Below are 15,938 nucleotides of genomic sequence, written 5' to 3' on the forward strand. Positions count from 1 at the left end.
TAAATTAGTCGGTCGCTCGCCGCTCTTTCAGGTAAGCGGTCTCGACCTTCAACAAGCGATTTTTGAGGCGTTCGGCCTCCCCTTTACGGATGCGAAGCGTCATCTCGCAATCCATCTCGAACTTCTGTGAGAGGATAACGGGGTTATCCTCTTTTACGATACGCATGATCCCGTTCAGGTAGGGGTACTCGAAAACGACCGTGATATCCTCGTCTACCGTACGCTCCTCGATCTCGGCGGCGGCGATGGCCTCGGCGGCGGCGGCGCGATAGGCGACGATCAGCCCGCCAGTCCCTAGCTCGACCCCTCCGAAGTAGCGTACCACGACAACCAACACATCGGTCAGCTCATTCGAGTTGATCTGCCCGAGGATCGGTTTCCCGGCCGTGGAAGAGGGCTCCCCGTCATCGTTGGCCCGGAACGTCTGCCGCTCCGGGCCTAGCATATACGCCCAGCACACATGGCGGGCATCGTAATATTGTTTGCGGTATTTCTCCAGTCGCTCCTTCACCTCGTCCACCGTACGCACGGGTATGGCATACGAGATGAAGCGGCTGCGCTTCTCGGTATAATAGCCCTCGGCGACTTGCTTGATGGTCTTGTAACTGTCGTCTGCCATAAATCAATCCGGTAGTTTAGTCTTGGACACTTCCTCCCGGTACGCCCGGAAATCTTTCATGATCTCTTCGATCTCCTCGATGAAATAAGGGTCTCTCACCCTGTTTCTCACCTCCTCATAATAGGTCTCTATGGCAGCCAACGCGCATACGTCCTGCCCTCTCAGCACGAAGTAGGGTTCCTCCTTCTCCACGCATTGCTTGATCATTTGTATCGGATTCTTCATTTTTTCTGGTTTGCTGTATCTAACTCTTCTTTCAGGAACGGGGCCGTATACCCGACACCGCGCGCCGCCAGGGCCTCCGGAGTCCCGGTGAAAACGACGTTGCCCCCGCGGCGACCGCCCTCGGGGCCCATGTCGACCAGGTAGTCGGCGCATTTGATGACATCGAGGTTATGTTCGATAACGATGATCGTGTTGCCTTTATCCACCAGCTTGTTCAACACCCCGAGCAAGACCCGGATATCCTCGAAATGCAGGCCGGTGGTAGGTTCGTCCAGCACGTAAAGCGTCTTTCCCGTATCCCGCTTCGCCAGCTCGGTGGCCAGCTTGACGCGTTGGCTCTCGCCGCCGGACAAGGTGGTGGAGGGTTGCCCCAGCTTGATATATCCCAGGCCTACATCCTGCAGGACCTTGATCTTGGATAAGATGGCGGGGACGCTCTCGAAGAACTCCACGGCCCTGTTGATCGTCATATCCAGGATATCCGCGATCGATTTCCCGCGGAAGCGGACCTCCAGGGTCTCCCGGTTGTATCGCTTGCCGTGACAGTCCTCGCAGGGCACCAGCACGTCCGGGAGGAAATTCATCTCGATCGCCTTGTAGCCGTTTCCCTTGCAGGTCTCGCACCGTCCACCCGATACGTTGAAGGAGAAACGTCCCGGCTTGTACCCTCTCACCTTCGATTCCGGAAGCCCGACGAAGAGATTCCGGATGTCCGAGAACACTCCCGTGTAGGTCGCCGGGTTGCTCCGGGGGGAACGGCCGATCGGGGATTGATCCACGTTCACGATCTTATCGACATGCTCGATGCCCTCGATGGCGTCGTAGGCCAGGGGATCTTCCAGCGAGCGATAGAAATGCTGGCTCAAGATCGGCCGCAGCGTGCGGTTTATCAAGGTAGACTTCCCGCTGCCCGACACGCCCGTGACGCAGATAAGAGTGCCCAGGGGGAGCGATACGTCCACGTGCCTCAAGTTATTCCCGCGGGCCCCTTTGAGGGTGATGAACCGCCCGTTGCCTTTCCTGCGCTCGGCGGGGACGGCTATCCGCGTGTCGCCGTTCAGGTAGGAAGAGGTCAGGGTATCCGCGCGCAACATCTCCTCGGGGGTTCCCTCGAAGACGACCTCGCCCCCCAGGCGTCCCGCCCTGGGGCCCATGTCCACCACGTAATCGGCGCTCAGCATCATGTCCTTGTCATGCTCCACGACGATCACGGAGTTTCCCGTATCGCGCAATTGCTTCAGGGAATTGATCAAACGGACGTTGTCTCGTTGGTGCAGGCCGATGCTCGGCTCATCCAATATGTAGAGTACGTTCACCAATTGGCTCCCGATCTGGGTGGCCAGCCGGATACGCTGGCTCTCGCCGCCGGACAGGGTGGCCGAGCCCCGGTTCATGGAAAGGTAATCCAGCCCCACGTCCAGCAGGAAACGCAGGCGAGAGCGTATCTCCTTCAATATCTCCGCGGCGATCCGGAGCTGCCTCGGGTCCAGCCTCTCCTCGATGCCCTCCAGCCACTCGTATAGCTCCGAGATATCCATGGCCGACAACTCGGCGATGTTCTTCCCCGCTATCCGGTAGCTCAGCGCCTCCTTGTTCAGCCGCCAGCCGCCGCACTCCGGGCAAGTGGCCATCTTGATGAATTGTCCCGCCCATTTTTGGGCCGAGGCGGACGCCTCGCTCTCCTGTTGCATCAGGATGTACTTGGCGACTCCCTCGTACGACAGGAAATAGCCGGACGATCCCAGCGAGTTGTTCTTGATCCGCAGCCGCTCGTCCGTACCGTTCATGATCTCGTCCATCGCCTCCTCGGGGATATCCCGTATGGGCGTCTTGATCGTCACGCCATGCTTCTGGCAAAGCGCCTCGATCTGCCAGAATATCAGCGAGTCCTTGTATTTGCCCAGGGCGACGATGCCACCGCCGTATATGCTCAGGGAGGGATCGGGGACGATCTTGTCCATATCCAGCAGGTGGACCTGCCCCAGCCCTTTGCAGCGCGGGCAGGCTCCCTGGGGGGAGTTGAACGAGAAATTGTGCGGGGCCGGCTCGCTGTAGGACAACCCGGTAGCCGGATCCATCAGCCGACGGCTGTAGTGGCGAACCTCGCCCGTCTCGGCGTCCAGTATCAAGACAAGGCCGTCGCCTTGCTTCATGGCGATCTTCAGGCTCTCTCTCAACCGGCGCTCGCCTGCCTCGGAGACGATCATCTTGTCGATCACCACCTCGATACGGTGTGTCTTGTAACGGTCCAGCTTCATCCCGTGGAGGATCTCCCTCAACTCGCCGTCGACACGGACGTTCAGGTATCCTTTCTTGCGTACCTGCTCGAAAAGCTCCTTGTAATGCCCCTTGCGATTGCGGACCAGCGGGGCCAGGAGGTAGGTTTTTTTCCCGTCGTACGCGTCCAGGATCAGCCGCAAGACCTGCTCCTCGGTATATTTCACCATCCTCTCCCCGCTCAAATAGGAATAGGCCTCTCCCGCCCTGGCGTAAAGCAGGCGGAAAAAGTCGTAGATCTCGGTCGTCGTACCGACCGTGGAACGAGGGTTCTTATTGGTCGTCTTTTGCTCGATGGAGATGACCGGACTCAGGCCCGTTATCTTATCCACGTCGGGCCGCTCCATATTTCCCAGGAAATTCCGGGCGTAAGCCGAGAATGTCTCCACATACCGCCTTTGTCCCTCGGCGAAAATCGTATCGAACGCCAACGAGGACTTGCCGCTGCCGCTCATGCCGGTAATCACCGTCAACTTATTCCTCGGGATCTCTACATCTATGTTCTTCAGATTATGGACACGCGCGCCGAGTACGGATATGCGCCCGCCTTCCAATGCCTGCTTCTCTTTTATCATCTTTTTCCTGTCTGGTTTAGGGGCCGTAAAGGTACGAAAAAAAACGGAAGCCTGTCAAACTTTCCCGCGAATCGCGATGAGACGTGCGAGATGTTATCCGATTCGCGATCGGGATAACATTTATCACTATTTTTGTTTATCCATTCGATAACGGGATAACGTAAAAATCTTTAGACGTTATCCCGTTCACTTTCCGGATACTATAAAATTAGATAAATGATAACCGAATCACGATCGACTAAACAAATTTTTCTCGCGAACGTGGGGAGCATCCCTTGTCGGCCCAACTTTCGCGTCGCGTATCGCGCCGCGTATCGTGACGCGGGTCCCGTGTCGGCGGGACGAAACGCGAGAAATAACCAGTCCCGGGTGAGGGGATAACCGGATAATATTCCATCACCTCCCGGTAGGGGATCGCTACGCTCAGGCGGATAAAGCGCGCTCGCGAATAGCGTGATTTATCTTCCGGTTTTATCTTCCCGCGCAGAATAGTTATATTTTATTGTGTATATTATAAAATTGTAATTATATTCGCGACAGTATTCATAAAATAAACTATCAGAAGAATTATGGCACGTACAGTAGATTATTCAAGAAAAGCGGAGAAAATCAAAGAGCAAGTCGATGAATTAGTACAGGAATTGGCGGCCGCCAAGTCGGCTCCGGTGATTGTCAAAAGAAGTTTAAAAGTAACCGACATCAATTTCGAGGAGGAGGATATCAATACATTGATGCAAATACAAGCCCGCCTCGCTCGCGTTATCTTGGAGAAGAGCAAATAAGAGAAAGCTCCGTCAAAGTTTGAATAAAAGCGTTTTTCCCCCCTTCAAGGCTGTCCGGGAAAAGCGCTTTATTTTTCGGGTCCCGCGCGCCGCGCGCAAAATTTTCTTGAAAACGCGGGGAAAGTCCATAAAAAAATCGTTCTTTTGCAAACGGTTTCTATAACGTCAACGGGGCGGGGCCCCTGCACTATACATTAAATGTCATTATGCGTACACCTACACTTCAATATCTTTACTTGCAAAAGCCGGTAACCCTGATGGTAATCATCTGCGCCCTGTCGGTGTTACCCTGGATCGGACTCGGCGATTTTTCCACCAAGGGGGAGCCCCGGGAGGCGGCCGTGGCGATCTCCATGCTTGAGACAGGGAACTGGGTCTTGCCGCGATCCTACGCGGACGAGTTCGCTTTCAAGCCGCCGATGGCGCATTGGTTGATGGCGGCCTTCTCCTATCCGCAGGGACACGTCACCGAGTTCACCTCCCGCTTGCCGTCCGCCTTGGCCTTTATCGTCTTGGCCGGATTCGTGTTGCTCTTTTTCGGCAAGCGGATCGTAAAGTTCCAGGAGGCATTCATCGCCACCCTCCTGTTGGTCACCTGCGTAGAGATACACCGGGCGGCCATGACGACCCGGGTGGATATGCTGCTCACTACTTTCATGGTCATAGGCCTTTTCCAGCTATACCGGTGGGAAGAAAAGCTGGAGTTGAAAGGGCTTCCCCTATTCATACCGTTGCTGCTGGGATGCGCCGTGCTTACCAAAGGGCCGGTAGGCGTGGTATTGCCCCTGTTCGTATTCGGCATTTACTTGTTGATGTTGGGCCAATACAGTTACCTTACGATATTCAAGGCTTTACTATACGCGGGAATTTCCTCTTTATTCCTGCCGATGTTGTGGTATACCGCCGCGTGGAAACAGGGGGGAGATGAGTTTCTCAATGTCATACTGGCGGAGAATCTCGCCCGCTTCCTGCACCTGGAGACCCCCGGGATTTCCTATGACCTGGGACATGAGAATGGCGTCTGGTACAATCTCATGACGTTGGCGGCCGGCTTTATACCTTGGACCCTTTTCTTTTTCTTCTCCCTATTCGGGCTGAAGCTCAGCAAGCCTGAGCGACCTGTCAAAGAGATCCTGAGGAACACGTGGAGGCGCGTCCGTTCCATGGAAAAAGTCCGTTTATTTAGTTTGGTCGCCTTAGTCGGCATCCTTTTCTTCTATTCGATCCCTTCCAGCAAACGGAGCGTATATATAATGCCGGCCTATCCGTTCATAGCCTTGTTCTTGGCCCAATACGCCTTGTATATCACAGAATACCGTACGAAAGCGACCCGGATGTTCGCCGCTTTTTTAGTCTCCGCGGCAAGTGTCGTCATGATAGCGATCTTGCTCACGGTATCCGGAATTATCGACCCCGTCGGCATCGTCGGTCAATATACGCGAGACACGTCGACCTTGGAGATGGTACGGATGGCATCAAACGTATGGGTTCACCCCAGCGCGCTTACGATGGGTATTATCTTCGTAAATCTATTGGTACTGGGAACGGTCTATTACCAAATGTTCAAGAAAATAAATATCAAGATTCTCTACGCCACGATAGCCCTGACATTCTCGGTTAATTTATTAATCGACGGTATCCTGATGAGAGGCATTCGAGAGGGAGATTCCTGCCGTGTTTTCGCGGGACGTATCTTGAAAGAGTATCCATTGAATAAAGAGAATGTATACGTCGTAAACAACCTTCGGATCTATCGGAATCTGTACGGTTTAAACTTCTATATGGGGAATATCTTCCATGACTTCGATAAAGAAACACCCGCCAAAGGCTATTTCCTGATCGGGGAAAAGGAGATGGAAAAGGTACTTTCCGCCTACGGGAATAACTATATATTCCGTACGCTGACGGTGTCCGATCAAACGTTCAGCGAGCTAAAACAAAGAATCGTGCTTAGCGAGTTCGAGTTGAAATAAAAATATAATATCTGATCGTATACGATGAATGCCCCCTATATTTCCCCTTTCGCCAAGCCTCTCTACATCCTGTTAAAACCGGTAGGCTCTGTTTGCAATTTGGCGTGCGAGTATTGCTATTACCTTGAGAAAAGCAAGTTCTATCCGGAGGTGAAGAATCACATCATGACGGATCAGATACTCGAGAAATTCATCAAGGAATACATGGAATGCCAAACCCTGCGGGAGGTCTTGTTTACGTGGCATGGAGGCGAGGCGTTGATGCGGCCGATCAGCTTCTATAAAAGAGCCCTGGAGCTGCAACGTAAATACGCGAAAGGACGGCGAATCGATAACTGTATCCAGACCAATGGCACCCTATTGAATGATGAGTGGTGCCAATTCTTCAAGGAAAATAATTTCTTGGTGGGCGTATCCATCGATGGCCCGCGAGAGTTCCACGACGAATACCGTAGGAGCCGCCAGGGACTCCCCTCTTTCCATAAGGTGATGCGGGGAATCGGGCTGTTGAGAAAACATGGGGTGGCGTATAACGCCATGGCCGTCGTGAATGACTATAACGTGGATTATCCGCTGGAATTCTATCAGTTCTTCAAGGAACTGGATTGCCGTTTCATCCAGTTCGCCCCGATCGTGGAGCGTATCGGCCGGCACGAGGAGGGGACCAAGCTATCCGCTCCCGAGGAGCAAGACGCGGCGATCAGGCTAGCTCCGTTCTCGGTAGACAGCGAGAAATGGGGGGATTTCCTGTGCGCCTTGTTCGATGAATGGCTGAAGGAGGATGTCGGTAAGTTCTACATCCAATTGTTCGATTCCACCTTGGCAAACTGGGTCGGCGAGCGACCCGGGGTATGCACCCTGGCCCGCCATTGCGGCCACGCCGGGGTAATGGAGTTCAATGGCGACGTGTACGCTTGCGACCATTTCGTATTCCGGGAATACAAACGCGGGAATATCCAAACAAAGACATTAACGGAGATGATGTACAGTCCGGCACAACAAACGTTTGGAACGGATAAAGAAGACAAGCTCCCTACGCGATGCAAAGCATGCGAGTATCTGTTCGCCTGCCACGGGGAGTGCCCGAAAAACAGGTTCCTCCATACGCCGGACGGGGAACCGGGACTAAATTACCTGTGTAAGGGATACAAGAAATTCTTCAAGCACGTAGCCCCTTACATGGATTTTATGAAAAACGAGTTACTGAATCAACGTCCACCCGCAAACGTGATGGATTGGGCTAAACAACAACAATATGGATATTAACAGACGTGATTTCATTAAAACAGGAAGTATGGTTATGCTTGGGACATTAGCGGCTCCTTCCCTGCTGGGAAGTTGCACCGGTAGTAGTGAGCGTGATAAAGCGGCAGGTATCTCATTCGCCATGAATTATTTCAAGGTGAGTGAGGAGGATTTGAGGAAGGTATTGGCGGCAGCCTTGGAGAAAGGCGGAGACTATGCCGATTTGTTTTTCGAGCATTCATACAGGAACAACGTGGGGTTGCAGGATGGTGCCGTAAACCGAGCCTCATCAAACATCGATTTTGGAATGGGCGTACGCGTCTTGGCGGGTGACCAAACGGGATATGCCTACGTAGAGAACGTCACCTTGGACGAGATGCTGAAAGCGGCTCATACGGCCGCGCGGATCGCCACCGGATCGGCGGACACCGCCCCGATAAACCTGACGGAAAAAACGTGTACGAGCAATTTCTATAGCGTACAAACACCTTGGGACGAGATCGCCATCAATGACAAGATGCCTTTCTTGCAGAAACTGAACGATCAGATCTTCGCCAAGGACAAGCGGGTCACCAAGGTGATGGCCTCTTTGGGAGATACGACCTCTCATATCTTATTCTGCAACTCGGAAGGGCAGGTTTATTACGATTATCGCCCGATGAGCGCCTTGAGTGCCGTCTGTATCATGGAGGATAACGGGAAGATCGAGAACTCGTACGCCGCACGGGCCTTCCGCATGGGAGCGGAATTCCTGACGGACGACCTGATCAACGAGCTTGCTCAGGAGGCGGTGGATAAGACCTCCATCTTATTCCAGGCGATCAAGCCAAAGGGAGGGGAAATGCCCGTTGTAATGGGCGCCGGAGGTTCTGGTATCTTATTGCATGAGGCGATCGGTCATGCCTTCGAGGCAGACTTCAACCGTAAGAACACCTCCATTTTCTCCGATCAACTGAACAAGAAAGTTTGTAACGAGCATATCAACGTGGTAGACGACGGCACGATTCCCTTCAACCGGGGCTCGGTCAATATCGACGACGAGGGCGTGGACGGGCAAAAGACCTATATCGTGCGGGAAGGAGTCTTGGCCAGTTATCTGCACGATCGTATCAGCGCCAAACATTACGGTATCCCCTCCACGGGCAATGGCCGCCGGGAGTCTTTCCGCCAGGTGCCTATTCCCCGTATGCGTGCCACATATATGGAGGCGGGCAACGTAACGGAAGAAGAGATCATCTCTACCGTAAAGAGAGGTATCTATGCCGCCAACTTCACAAATGGGCAGGTACAGATCGGGGCGGGCGATTTTACCTTCTTCGTGAAGGATGGTTACTTGATCGAGAACGGCAAGCTCACCCAACCAATCAAGGATATCAACATCATTGGTAACGGCCCGAAAGCGTTGGCGGATATCACGATGGTGGGTAATAATTATAAAATGGACAACGGCACATGGACCTGCGGCAAGGATGGACAGTCTTGCCCGGTAACCTGCGGTATGCCGTCGGCCTTAGTCAGCAAACTTACAGTAGGAGGAGAAAACTAATATGATAACAGACAAGAATAAGAAATTAGCCCAATGGGCCATGGAATATGCCTTGAAGAATGGTTGCCAGTCCTCACGTGTCACGCTTTACAATGGCTCCAGCAGTTCGTTTGAGATACGGGATATGAAAATAGACCGCCTGCAACAGGCATCCGAGAACAGCCTGGCGATCCATCTGTTCGCGGACGGTCGCTACGGCTCCTACTCCACCAACCGATTGGATAAGAAAGAGCTTGAGAAGTTCATCAAAGAGGGTATCGCCGCCACCCGTTTCCTCGCCGAGGACAAGGCCCGCACGCTGCCGGACGCTTCCTTATATTACAAAGGTGGAGCGGCGGACTTGCGATTGATCGACCCGGATTTCGACTCCGTGCAACCGGACGATAAGGTAGCCTTGGCCATGAGCGTCTGTGAGGAGATCATGGGCAAGGACGACCGGATCATCTCCGCCGGCTCTTCCTACAGCGACGAGAAGGACTTTAAGTATATGGTAGCCAGCAACGGTTTTGAAGGCGAGGCTTCCGGTTCCTCTTATGGCTTGGTGGGGAGTGTCAGCATCCGTGGGGAGGGCGACGCCCGTCCCGAGTCTTATTGGTACGACTCGTCTTTGTATTATGATGAGCTGGTGAAGACCGGTATCGGCACGAAAGCGCTGGAACGGGTGCTTCGGAAACTGGGACAGCGGAAAGTGGCATCCGGTAAATACACCATGATCGTGGATAACATGAACTCCGGTCGTCTGCTTTCTCCGGTAATCGGAGCCATTTACGGTTCCTCCATCCAGCAAAAGAACTCTTTCTTATTGGATAAGATCGGCCAAAAGGTAGCAAGCGACAAGATGACCTTGATAGATGAGCCTCATTTGGTAAAGGCCTCCGGCGCACGTTATTTCGACAGCGAGGGTGTCGCCACAAAACACCTTCCGGTATTCGAGCAGGGTATATTGGATACGTATTATATCGATACGTATTCTGCCAACAAGATGGGCGTGAGACAGACGATCGGTTCTCCCTCGATTCTTACCATGCGGCATGGCGATAAGGATCTGGACGGATTGATCGCCTCTATCGACAAAGGCATATTAGTGACTGGTTTCAACGGGGGAAACTGTAATAGTACGACCGGCGATTTCTCGTATGGCGTGGAAGGCTTCTTGATCGAGAGTGGTAAACTATCCCAGCCGATCTCCGAGATGAACGCCACGGGCAATATGCTCTCCCTGTGGAGTAACCTGGCGGAAGTCGGAAACGACCCCCGTTTATCCTCCAGCTGGCGAATCCCCTCCTTGCTTTTCAATGAGGTCGATTTTAGCGGATTGTAAAAAGTAATACAGAACAAGACAAGAGAGAAGGCGGACTATTTTTGAAGTCCGCCTTCTCTCTTTTTTCTTACGCCAAATTATAAATCGCTATAAGTCACATACGAGGAGGTCATACACAACGCATAAACGGCGAAACTACCGATTACCCGTGGGTCACCCGTACGAACTCCGGCGATCATCAAGACGACAATCGCCGTTAAGCCGAACAACACACCCACACCATGCGTAAGCACATTCGCTACTTCCTCACCATGAGTCTGTCTTTGTTTTCCCATCCATCCGGATCGTTACGACTACAAGGCGTCGGCCTTGAAACCAGCCTCTGATACGGCGGAAAGAATGGTCTCCGCCGGAAGATCGGTCGTTATAGTCAATGTTCTATCCGGGGATTTCAAATCGATCGACCATGCATCTTCTTTTACCAATTTATTCAACTTAGCGCCGATAGCCGCTACACATCCGCCACATTTGGCGTTTGTCTTAAATTTTAATGTTGCCATATCTCTTCTTATTATTTAAAGTTTACTCCATTTCAACCGTAAGCTGTTTAATACCACCGACACGGAACTGAAAGCCATCGCGGCGCTTGCCAACATCGGATTCAGCAACAAACCGTTTACCGGGAATAAGATGCCCGCCGCCAATGGGATTCCGATCAAGTTATAGATAAATGCCCAAAATAAATTCTGATGGATCGAGCGAACCGTACGTTTCGACAAGCGGATCGCATCCGGCAATAACATCAAATCCGAGGTAATCAACGTGACCATCGCCACATCCATAGCGATATCCGTTCCTTTACCCATCGCAATGCTCACGTCCGCACGAGCCAAGGCTTGTGAGTCATTGATACCATCCCCCACCATCGCCACTTTCTTTCCGGCAGCTTGCAAGGAACGGATATACTCCTCTTTATCGTTCGGCAAGACATCCGCCTTATAATGACGGATACCCAGCAGGGCCGCCACGGTCTCGGCGGTCCGTTTCCCATCGCCGGTCAATACATGAACCTCGACACCCATTTTCTTCAAGGCCTCCACCGCCTCTCCCGATGTGGGTTTCAACCGATCCGAAATAGCCATGACCGCGAGCAGCTCCGATTTCCTGCCGTAATAAACGATACTCTTGCCATCCTCTTCCCACCGGATAATTTTCCGGCCAGCCTCAGGCGGGACCATCGCCTTGAAGGTTTCCAAGAAGCCTTTGCTTCCTACCCAATACGTCGCGCCATACACCTGCATCTGGATCCCACGCCCCGTTACGCTTTCAAAACTATCAGCGTCGATCTCCGCGGCCTCCGTCCCTTTCAACCATGAGAGGATAGCGGACGCCAAGGGATGCTCGGATTTCATCTCTGCGGTGTAAAGAATATCCAGCATATCCCGGCTTGCCTCCGATATCCAGAAAGAGTCCGTCACCTCGGGTACGCCCTCGGTCAAGGTCCCGGTCTTATCCAGCACGACGGTATTCACCTTGCAAAGGTTTTCCAAGGCAAACGCATCTTTGATCAATATATGATGCTCGGCTCCTTTACCCATCCCGACCATCAAGGCGGTTGGCGTAGCAAGTCCTAACGCGCAGGGGCAAGCGATCACCAATACCGATACCGCCGATAAGAGGGCATACGAGAAGCACCCGCTTCCTCCTGCCACCAGCCAGACGATAAAAGTAAGTATCGCCAATCCGACAACGACCGGTACAAATATACCACTTATTTTATCAACGATACGCTGCACGGGCGCTTTACTTCCCTGAGCAGCTTGTACCATTTGCACGATTTGCGATAATACGGTAGCGCTCCCCACCCCGGTCGCCTCCATCCAGAAAGCGCCCTTTTGATTGATCGTCCCGGCCAAGACTCGGTCTCCTTGTGATTTCACGACAGGAATCGGTTCACCACTCAACATACTCTCATCCACGGAAGAGGAACCTTGAGACACCGTACCGTCCACCGGGATCTTCTCGCCAGGACGGACACTGACAAGATCTCCCACCCGCAATAACGAGATAGAGACCTCTTCCTCCTGTCCATCTTTCACACGACGGGCGGTTTTAGGCTGCAATCCCATCAAGCTCTTGATAGCGGAAGAAGTGCTGTTCTTCGCCCGTTCCTCCAGAAGCTTACCCAACAGGACGAACGCTATGATCACGCCGGATGCCTCATAATAGACATGCGGCTCCAATCCTTTCTCATACCAGAACCGCGGATATACGGTATTAAAGAAACTAAACAGAAAAGCGATCGAAGTACTCAACGCTACCAGTGTATCCATATTGGCACTACCGTGCAACGCATGGCGCACACCATTCACGTAGAACGACCGCCCAAACCCGATCATAATCACCAAGGCCAGCGCCATCATGATCCAACTACCGCCGGGCGTATGCGTAAATACCATACTCAGCAGAGCCAGCGGGATAGAAAGTACCCAAGCTCCAATCGTATTCCGGCGTAGCTTCCGGTAATGCGCTCGTGCCTTCTCTTCCTGTACCGCCGTCGGATCCTCTTCCTCCACGACCAAATCGTATCCGGCCGCCTGCACGGCCTCCCTCATTTTCAGAGGGGTGATCAAGGATGGATGGTATTTGACAGAAAGCATATTCGCCGCGAAATTCACCGATGCCTCTTCCACGCCGGGAAGTCCCTTCACCGTATTCTCCACGTTATTGGCACATACGGCACAACTCATCTCGAGAACCGGTAATATAATTGTCTCCAAATCTTGCATAGATCGTATCTCCTGTTTAGTTATATTTAAACGAACGACAAAGATACGATAAATAGGATTGCAACAAGATTGCAAACTTTGCAAAACAGTATTTACGTACGTTAAGAAGCCGAGGAACTCAATAGATTTATTTGAGAAATATGACCATTATTTAACAGGGAAATACCCGACATTTGTAACGATTTTCAGATCACTCACTAAAACGTAATAACGATATGATTCTAGACTCATTTGAGAACTCTAAGCGGGTCGAATGTATCCATCCGCTGTTCAAGCAGGCTTTTGACTATATTAAGTCTACTGATTTTTCAAAAATGGAAGATGGTAAATACGAGATAGCAGATGCTGGTTTCACGGTTAGCGTCGCCAGCCTCTTCGGAAAGGAGAAATCAGAAGCAGCCATCGAGACTCATAAGAAGTTCATCGATATCCAATTCCCCTTGTTAGGCGTAGAGAAAATCGGATGGAAACCCGGAGATCAATTGTTAGAGGAATCTGTTCCATACAACGAGGAACAAGATATTGCCTTTTATATTGACAAACCTACCGCCTATACGAAAATCTATCCCGGGCAATTCGCCATTTATTTCCCAGAAGACGGGCACGCCCCGGGTATCGGCCAAGGTAATATCCGGAAGGTGGTTATCAAGATTCCGGTTCAATAGTATCAGATACCTTATCTATTCCACAAGGGAAAGTCATACAGGCTTGTCATACAAGGGAGGACGGACAATACCTCTGACCTGTGGGAAGGGGAGTACACATACCGGAGTATACTGACCAACGACTTTGGAACCTCCGCATATTGGCAGTAGTTATAAATGATCCTATTATAAAAATCACCATTTAAGAATATGATTTTTGTGAAAAAATCGTCATTGAAGAAAACAATGAGTATATTTGCAAAAAGGATTGATTGAGATATGGAAACGATAAACAGAATACTCCAAGAGAAGATTACGGCACGAATCGCACCCAATAAAGCTGTATTGATTTTCGGGGCACGGCGTGTGGGCAAAACGGTGATGATGCGCAAAATCGTGGATAGCTACCCGGGTCGAACGATGATGCTTAACGGCGAGGATTACGATACGTTGGCTTTGTTGGAAAATCGCTCGGTTGCCAATTATAGGCATTTGTTAGAGGGCATCGACCTGTTGGCTATCGACGAGGCGCAGAATATCCCTCAAATCGGCAGTATACTGAAACTGATCGTCGATGAAATACCGGGCTTAAGCGTATTGGCCAGCGGTTCGTCTTCATTCGATCTTCTGAATAAGGCGGGTGAGCCGTTGGTCGGCCGAAGTACGCAGTTCCTGCTAACGCCTTTCTCGCAACCGGAAATCGCGCATACGGAAACGGCACTCGAAACCCGTCAGAACCTCGAAGTGCGATTGATTTACGGCTCCTATCCGGAGGTGGTAATGATGGACAATTACGAGCGCAAGACCGACTATCTGCGCGATATTGTCGGGGCATATTTGCTGAAAGATATTTTGGCGATCGATGGGTTAAAAAATTCGAGCAAAATGCGTGATCTATTGCGGCTTATCGCTTTCCAGCTGGGAAGCGATGTCTCTTACGAGGAGTTGGGCAAACAGCTCGGTATGAGCAAGACGACCGTTGAAAAATACCTCGACCTGTTGGAGAAGGCTTTTGTCGTCTATCGGCTGGGAGCTTACTCGCGAAATCTCCGTAAGGAGGTTACGAAAGCAGGGAAATGGTATTTCTACGACAATGGAATCCGCAATGCGATTATCGGTGCATTTTCACCGCTGGCCATTCGGCAGGATGTCGGTGCATTGTGGGAGAATTACATCATCGGAGAACGGCGCAAGGCGAATTTCAACGAAGGATTGCACAAGGAGTTCTATTTTTGGAGAACCTATGACAAGCAGGAAATAGATTTGATCGAAGAAAGTGCAGACAGCTTGACGGCTTTGGAGTTCAAATGGGGGAACAAGATGCCCAATGTTCCGAAAGTGTTTCAAGAAGCATATCCCCATGCCGAGTTCCATGTCGTGAACAGGGATAACTATTTGGAATTTGTATAATATTTATAAACAATAGGAATCAAACCACACTCGAACAGGCGTAAGTGTCCGGGGAAAGTCGGCTTTCACCGAACGCTTACTATAAAGCGTATGTGTCGTTCGATTTTTCATCCGGATGTCTTTTTTAAGAGAACCGGTCTTGAAGAACAACTCGATTTTCGGGAGTCGATTTTCAGACTTCAATACTATCAAATTTTAAACAACCCGGTGAAGGTGCAGAAGATGAAAAGGTCTCGTATCAGCTCGTAGCTTTTCTTTTTGAACGTGCCGTTGATGAGTTGGGTGATTTCCTCCTTTGTCAGAAATCCGCGTTTTGTTTCCTCTTTCGTGATATGGTAGGCATAGAATGGGTCACGCGGCAGCCAGCCGTTGTTGATGGCAGTATAGATGATGCTGCGGAAAGGCTTCTCAATTTTTTCATACCTTTCCTCTAAAGAAAAGAGATAGCATAGCACCGCAAAACGCGTAAGCGTCCAAGCACAGCCTGAGTAAAACCGACTACATTCGCGGCTGTAACATTAATCTTGATAAATTATGTATTACAGCAACGAAGATTTTGAAAACTTTTACATTCGCTACAAGGCGGAGGGTC

The 15,938-nt window shown here is 51.3% G+C and carries 12 protein-coding genes and 2 pseudogenes; 7 read left to right on the top strand and 7 right to left on the bottom strand.

Features of this window, described 5'->3' with window-relative positions:
* Nucleotides 1–4: 4 nt before the first annotated feature.
* From G7Y39_RS03460 to uvrA, 3 genes are read right to left on the bottom strand one after another with little or no spacing between them, the layout of a single operon-like run.
* Nucleotides 5–619 (bottom strand): YigZ family protein, encoded by a 615-nt coding sequence (locus G7Y39_RS03460; RefSeq protein WP_165155105.1) that lies wholly within the window; start codon nucleotides 617–619, stop codon nucleotides 5–7.
* Between the two features lie 3 nt (nucleotides 620–622).
* A complete protein-coding gene (locus G7Y39_RS03465; protein WP_165155107.1) occupies nucleotides 623–844 on the bottom strand; it encodes a hypothetical protein in 222 nt (73 codons plus the stop codon).
* Nucleotides 841–3,696, bottom strand: coding sequence for an excinuclease ABC subunit UvrA (gene uvrA / locus G7Y39_RS03470; protein ID WP_165155109.1), 2,856 nt, complete (start codon nucleotides 3,694–3,696; stop codon nucleotides 841–843). Before uvrA ends, G7Y39_RS03465 begins: the two co-directional genes overlap by 4 nt.
* A gap of 569 nt (nucleotides 3,697–4,265) precedes the next feature.
* Here uvrA and G7Y39_RS03475 point away from each other — a divergent pair.
* From G7Y39_RS03475 to G7Y39_RS03495, 5 genes are all read left to right on the top strand, one after another.
* Nucleotides 4,266–4,478 carry a hypothetical protein gene (locus G7Y39_RS03475; protein WP_165155111.1) on the top strand — a complete coding sequence of 71 codons (213 nt, stop codon included), beginning with the start codon at nucleotides 4,266–4,268 and terminating at the stop codon, nucleotides 4,476–4,478.
* A 206-nt stretch (nucleotides 4,479–4,684) separates the two neighbouring features.
* Nucleotides 4,685–6,451, top strand: coding sequence for a glycosyltransferase family 39 protein (locus G7Y39_RS03480; protein WP_165155113.1), 1,767 nt, complete (start codon nucleotides 4,685–4,687; stop codon nucleotides 6,449–6,451).
* A gap of 24 nt (nucleotides 6,452–6,475) precedes the next feature.
* Nucleotides 6,476–7,717 (top strand): anaerobic sulfatase-maturation protein, encoded by a 1,242-nt coding sequence (locus G7Y39_RS03485; RefSeq protein WP_165155115.1) that lies wholly within the window; start codon nucleotides 6,476–6,478, stop codon nucleotides 7,715–7,717.
* Nucleotides 7,707–9,242, top strand: a complete 1,536-nt coding sequence (locus tag G7Y39_RS03490; protein ID WP_165155117.1) for a TldD/PmbA family protein — start codon at nucleotides 7,707–7,709, stop codon at nucleotides 9,240–9,242. Before G7Y39_RS03485 ends, G7Y39_RS03490 begins: the two co-directional genes overlap by 11 nt.
* A 1-nt stretch (nucleotide 9,243) precedes the next feature.
* The gene (locus tag G7Y39_RS03495; protein WP_165155119.1) at nucleotides 9,244–10,563 is read left to right on the top strand and encodes a TldD/PmbA family protein; all 1,320 of its coding nucleotides are present in this window, start codon (nucleotides 9,244–9,246) and stop codon (nucleotides 10,561–10,563) included.
* 92 nt (nucleotides 10,564–10,655) lie between these two features.
* Here the strand turns inward: G7Y39_RS03495 and G7Y39_RS03500 are convergent.
* From G7Y39_RS03500 to G7Y39_RS03510, 3 genes and pseudogenes are all read right to left on the bottom strand, one after another.
* Nucleotides 10,656–10,838: pseudogene (locus G7Y39_RS03500) on the bottom strand (hemolysin III family protein); the annotation flags it as partial.
* 18 nt (nucleotides 10,839–10,856) lie between these two features.
* Nucleotides 10,857–11,063 (bottom strand): heavy-metal-associated domain-containing protein, encoded by a 207-nt coding sequence (locus G7Y39_RS03505; protein WP_165155121.1) that lies wholly within the window; start codon nucleotides 11,061–11,063, stop codon nucleotides 10,857–10,859.
* 15 nt (nucleotides 11,064–11,078) lie between these two features.
* Nucleotides 11,079–13,292, bottom strand: a complete 2,214-nt coding sequence (locus G7Y39_RS03510; protein WP_165155123.1) for a cation-translocating P-type ATPase — start codon at nucleotides 13,290–13,292, stop codon at nucleotides 11,079–11,081.
* 215 nt (nucleotides 13,293–13,507) lie between these two features.
* Between G7Y39_RS03510 and G7Y39_RS03515 the strand changes: the two genes are divergently transcribed.
* Together G7Y39_RS03515 and G7Y39_RS03520 are read left to right on the top strand one after the other, a co-directional pair.
* Nucleotides 13,508–13,957 carry a YhcH/YjgK/YiaL family protein gene (locus G7Y39_RS03515; RefSeq protein ID WP_165155125.1) on the top strand — a complete coding sequence of 150 codons (450 nt, stop codon included), beginning with the start codon at nucleotides 13,508–13,510 and terminating at the stop codon, nucleotides 13,955–13,957.
* 258 nt (nucleotides 13,958–14,215) lie between these two features.
* Nucleotides 14,216–15,346 carry an ATP-binding protein gene (locus G7Y39_RS03520; protein WP_165155127.1) on the top strand — a complete coding sequence of 377 codons (1,131 nt, stop codon included), beginning with the start codon at nucleotides 14,216–14,218 and terminating at the stop codon, nucleotides 15,344–15,346.
* Nucleotides 15,347–15,546: 200 nt separating this feature from the next.
* Here G7Y39_RS03520 and G7Y39_RS13615 read toward each other — a convergent pair.
* Nucleotides 15,547–15,750: pseudogene (locus G7Y39_RS13615) on the bottom strand (site-specific integrase); the annotation flags it as partial.
* Between the last annotated feature and the right edge of the window lie 188 nt (nucleotides 15,751–15,938).

Source organism: Parabacteroides sp. ZJ-118 (assembly GCF_011038785.1).
In the GTDB taxonomy this organism is placed as follows: Bacteria; Bacteroidota; Bacteroidia; order Bacteroidales; family Tannerellaceae; genus Parabacteroides.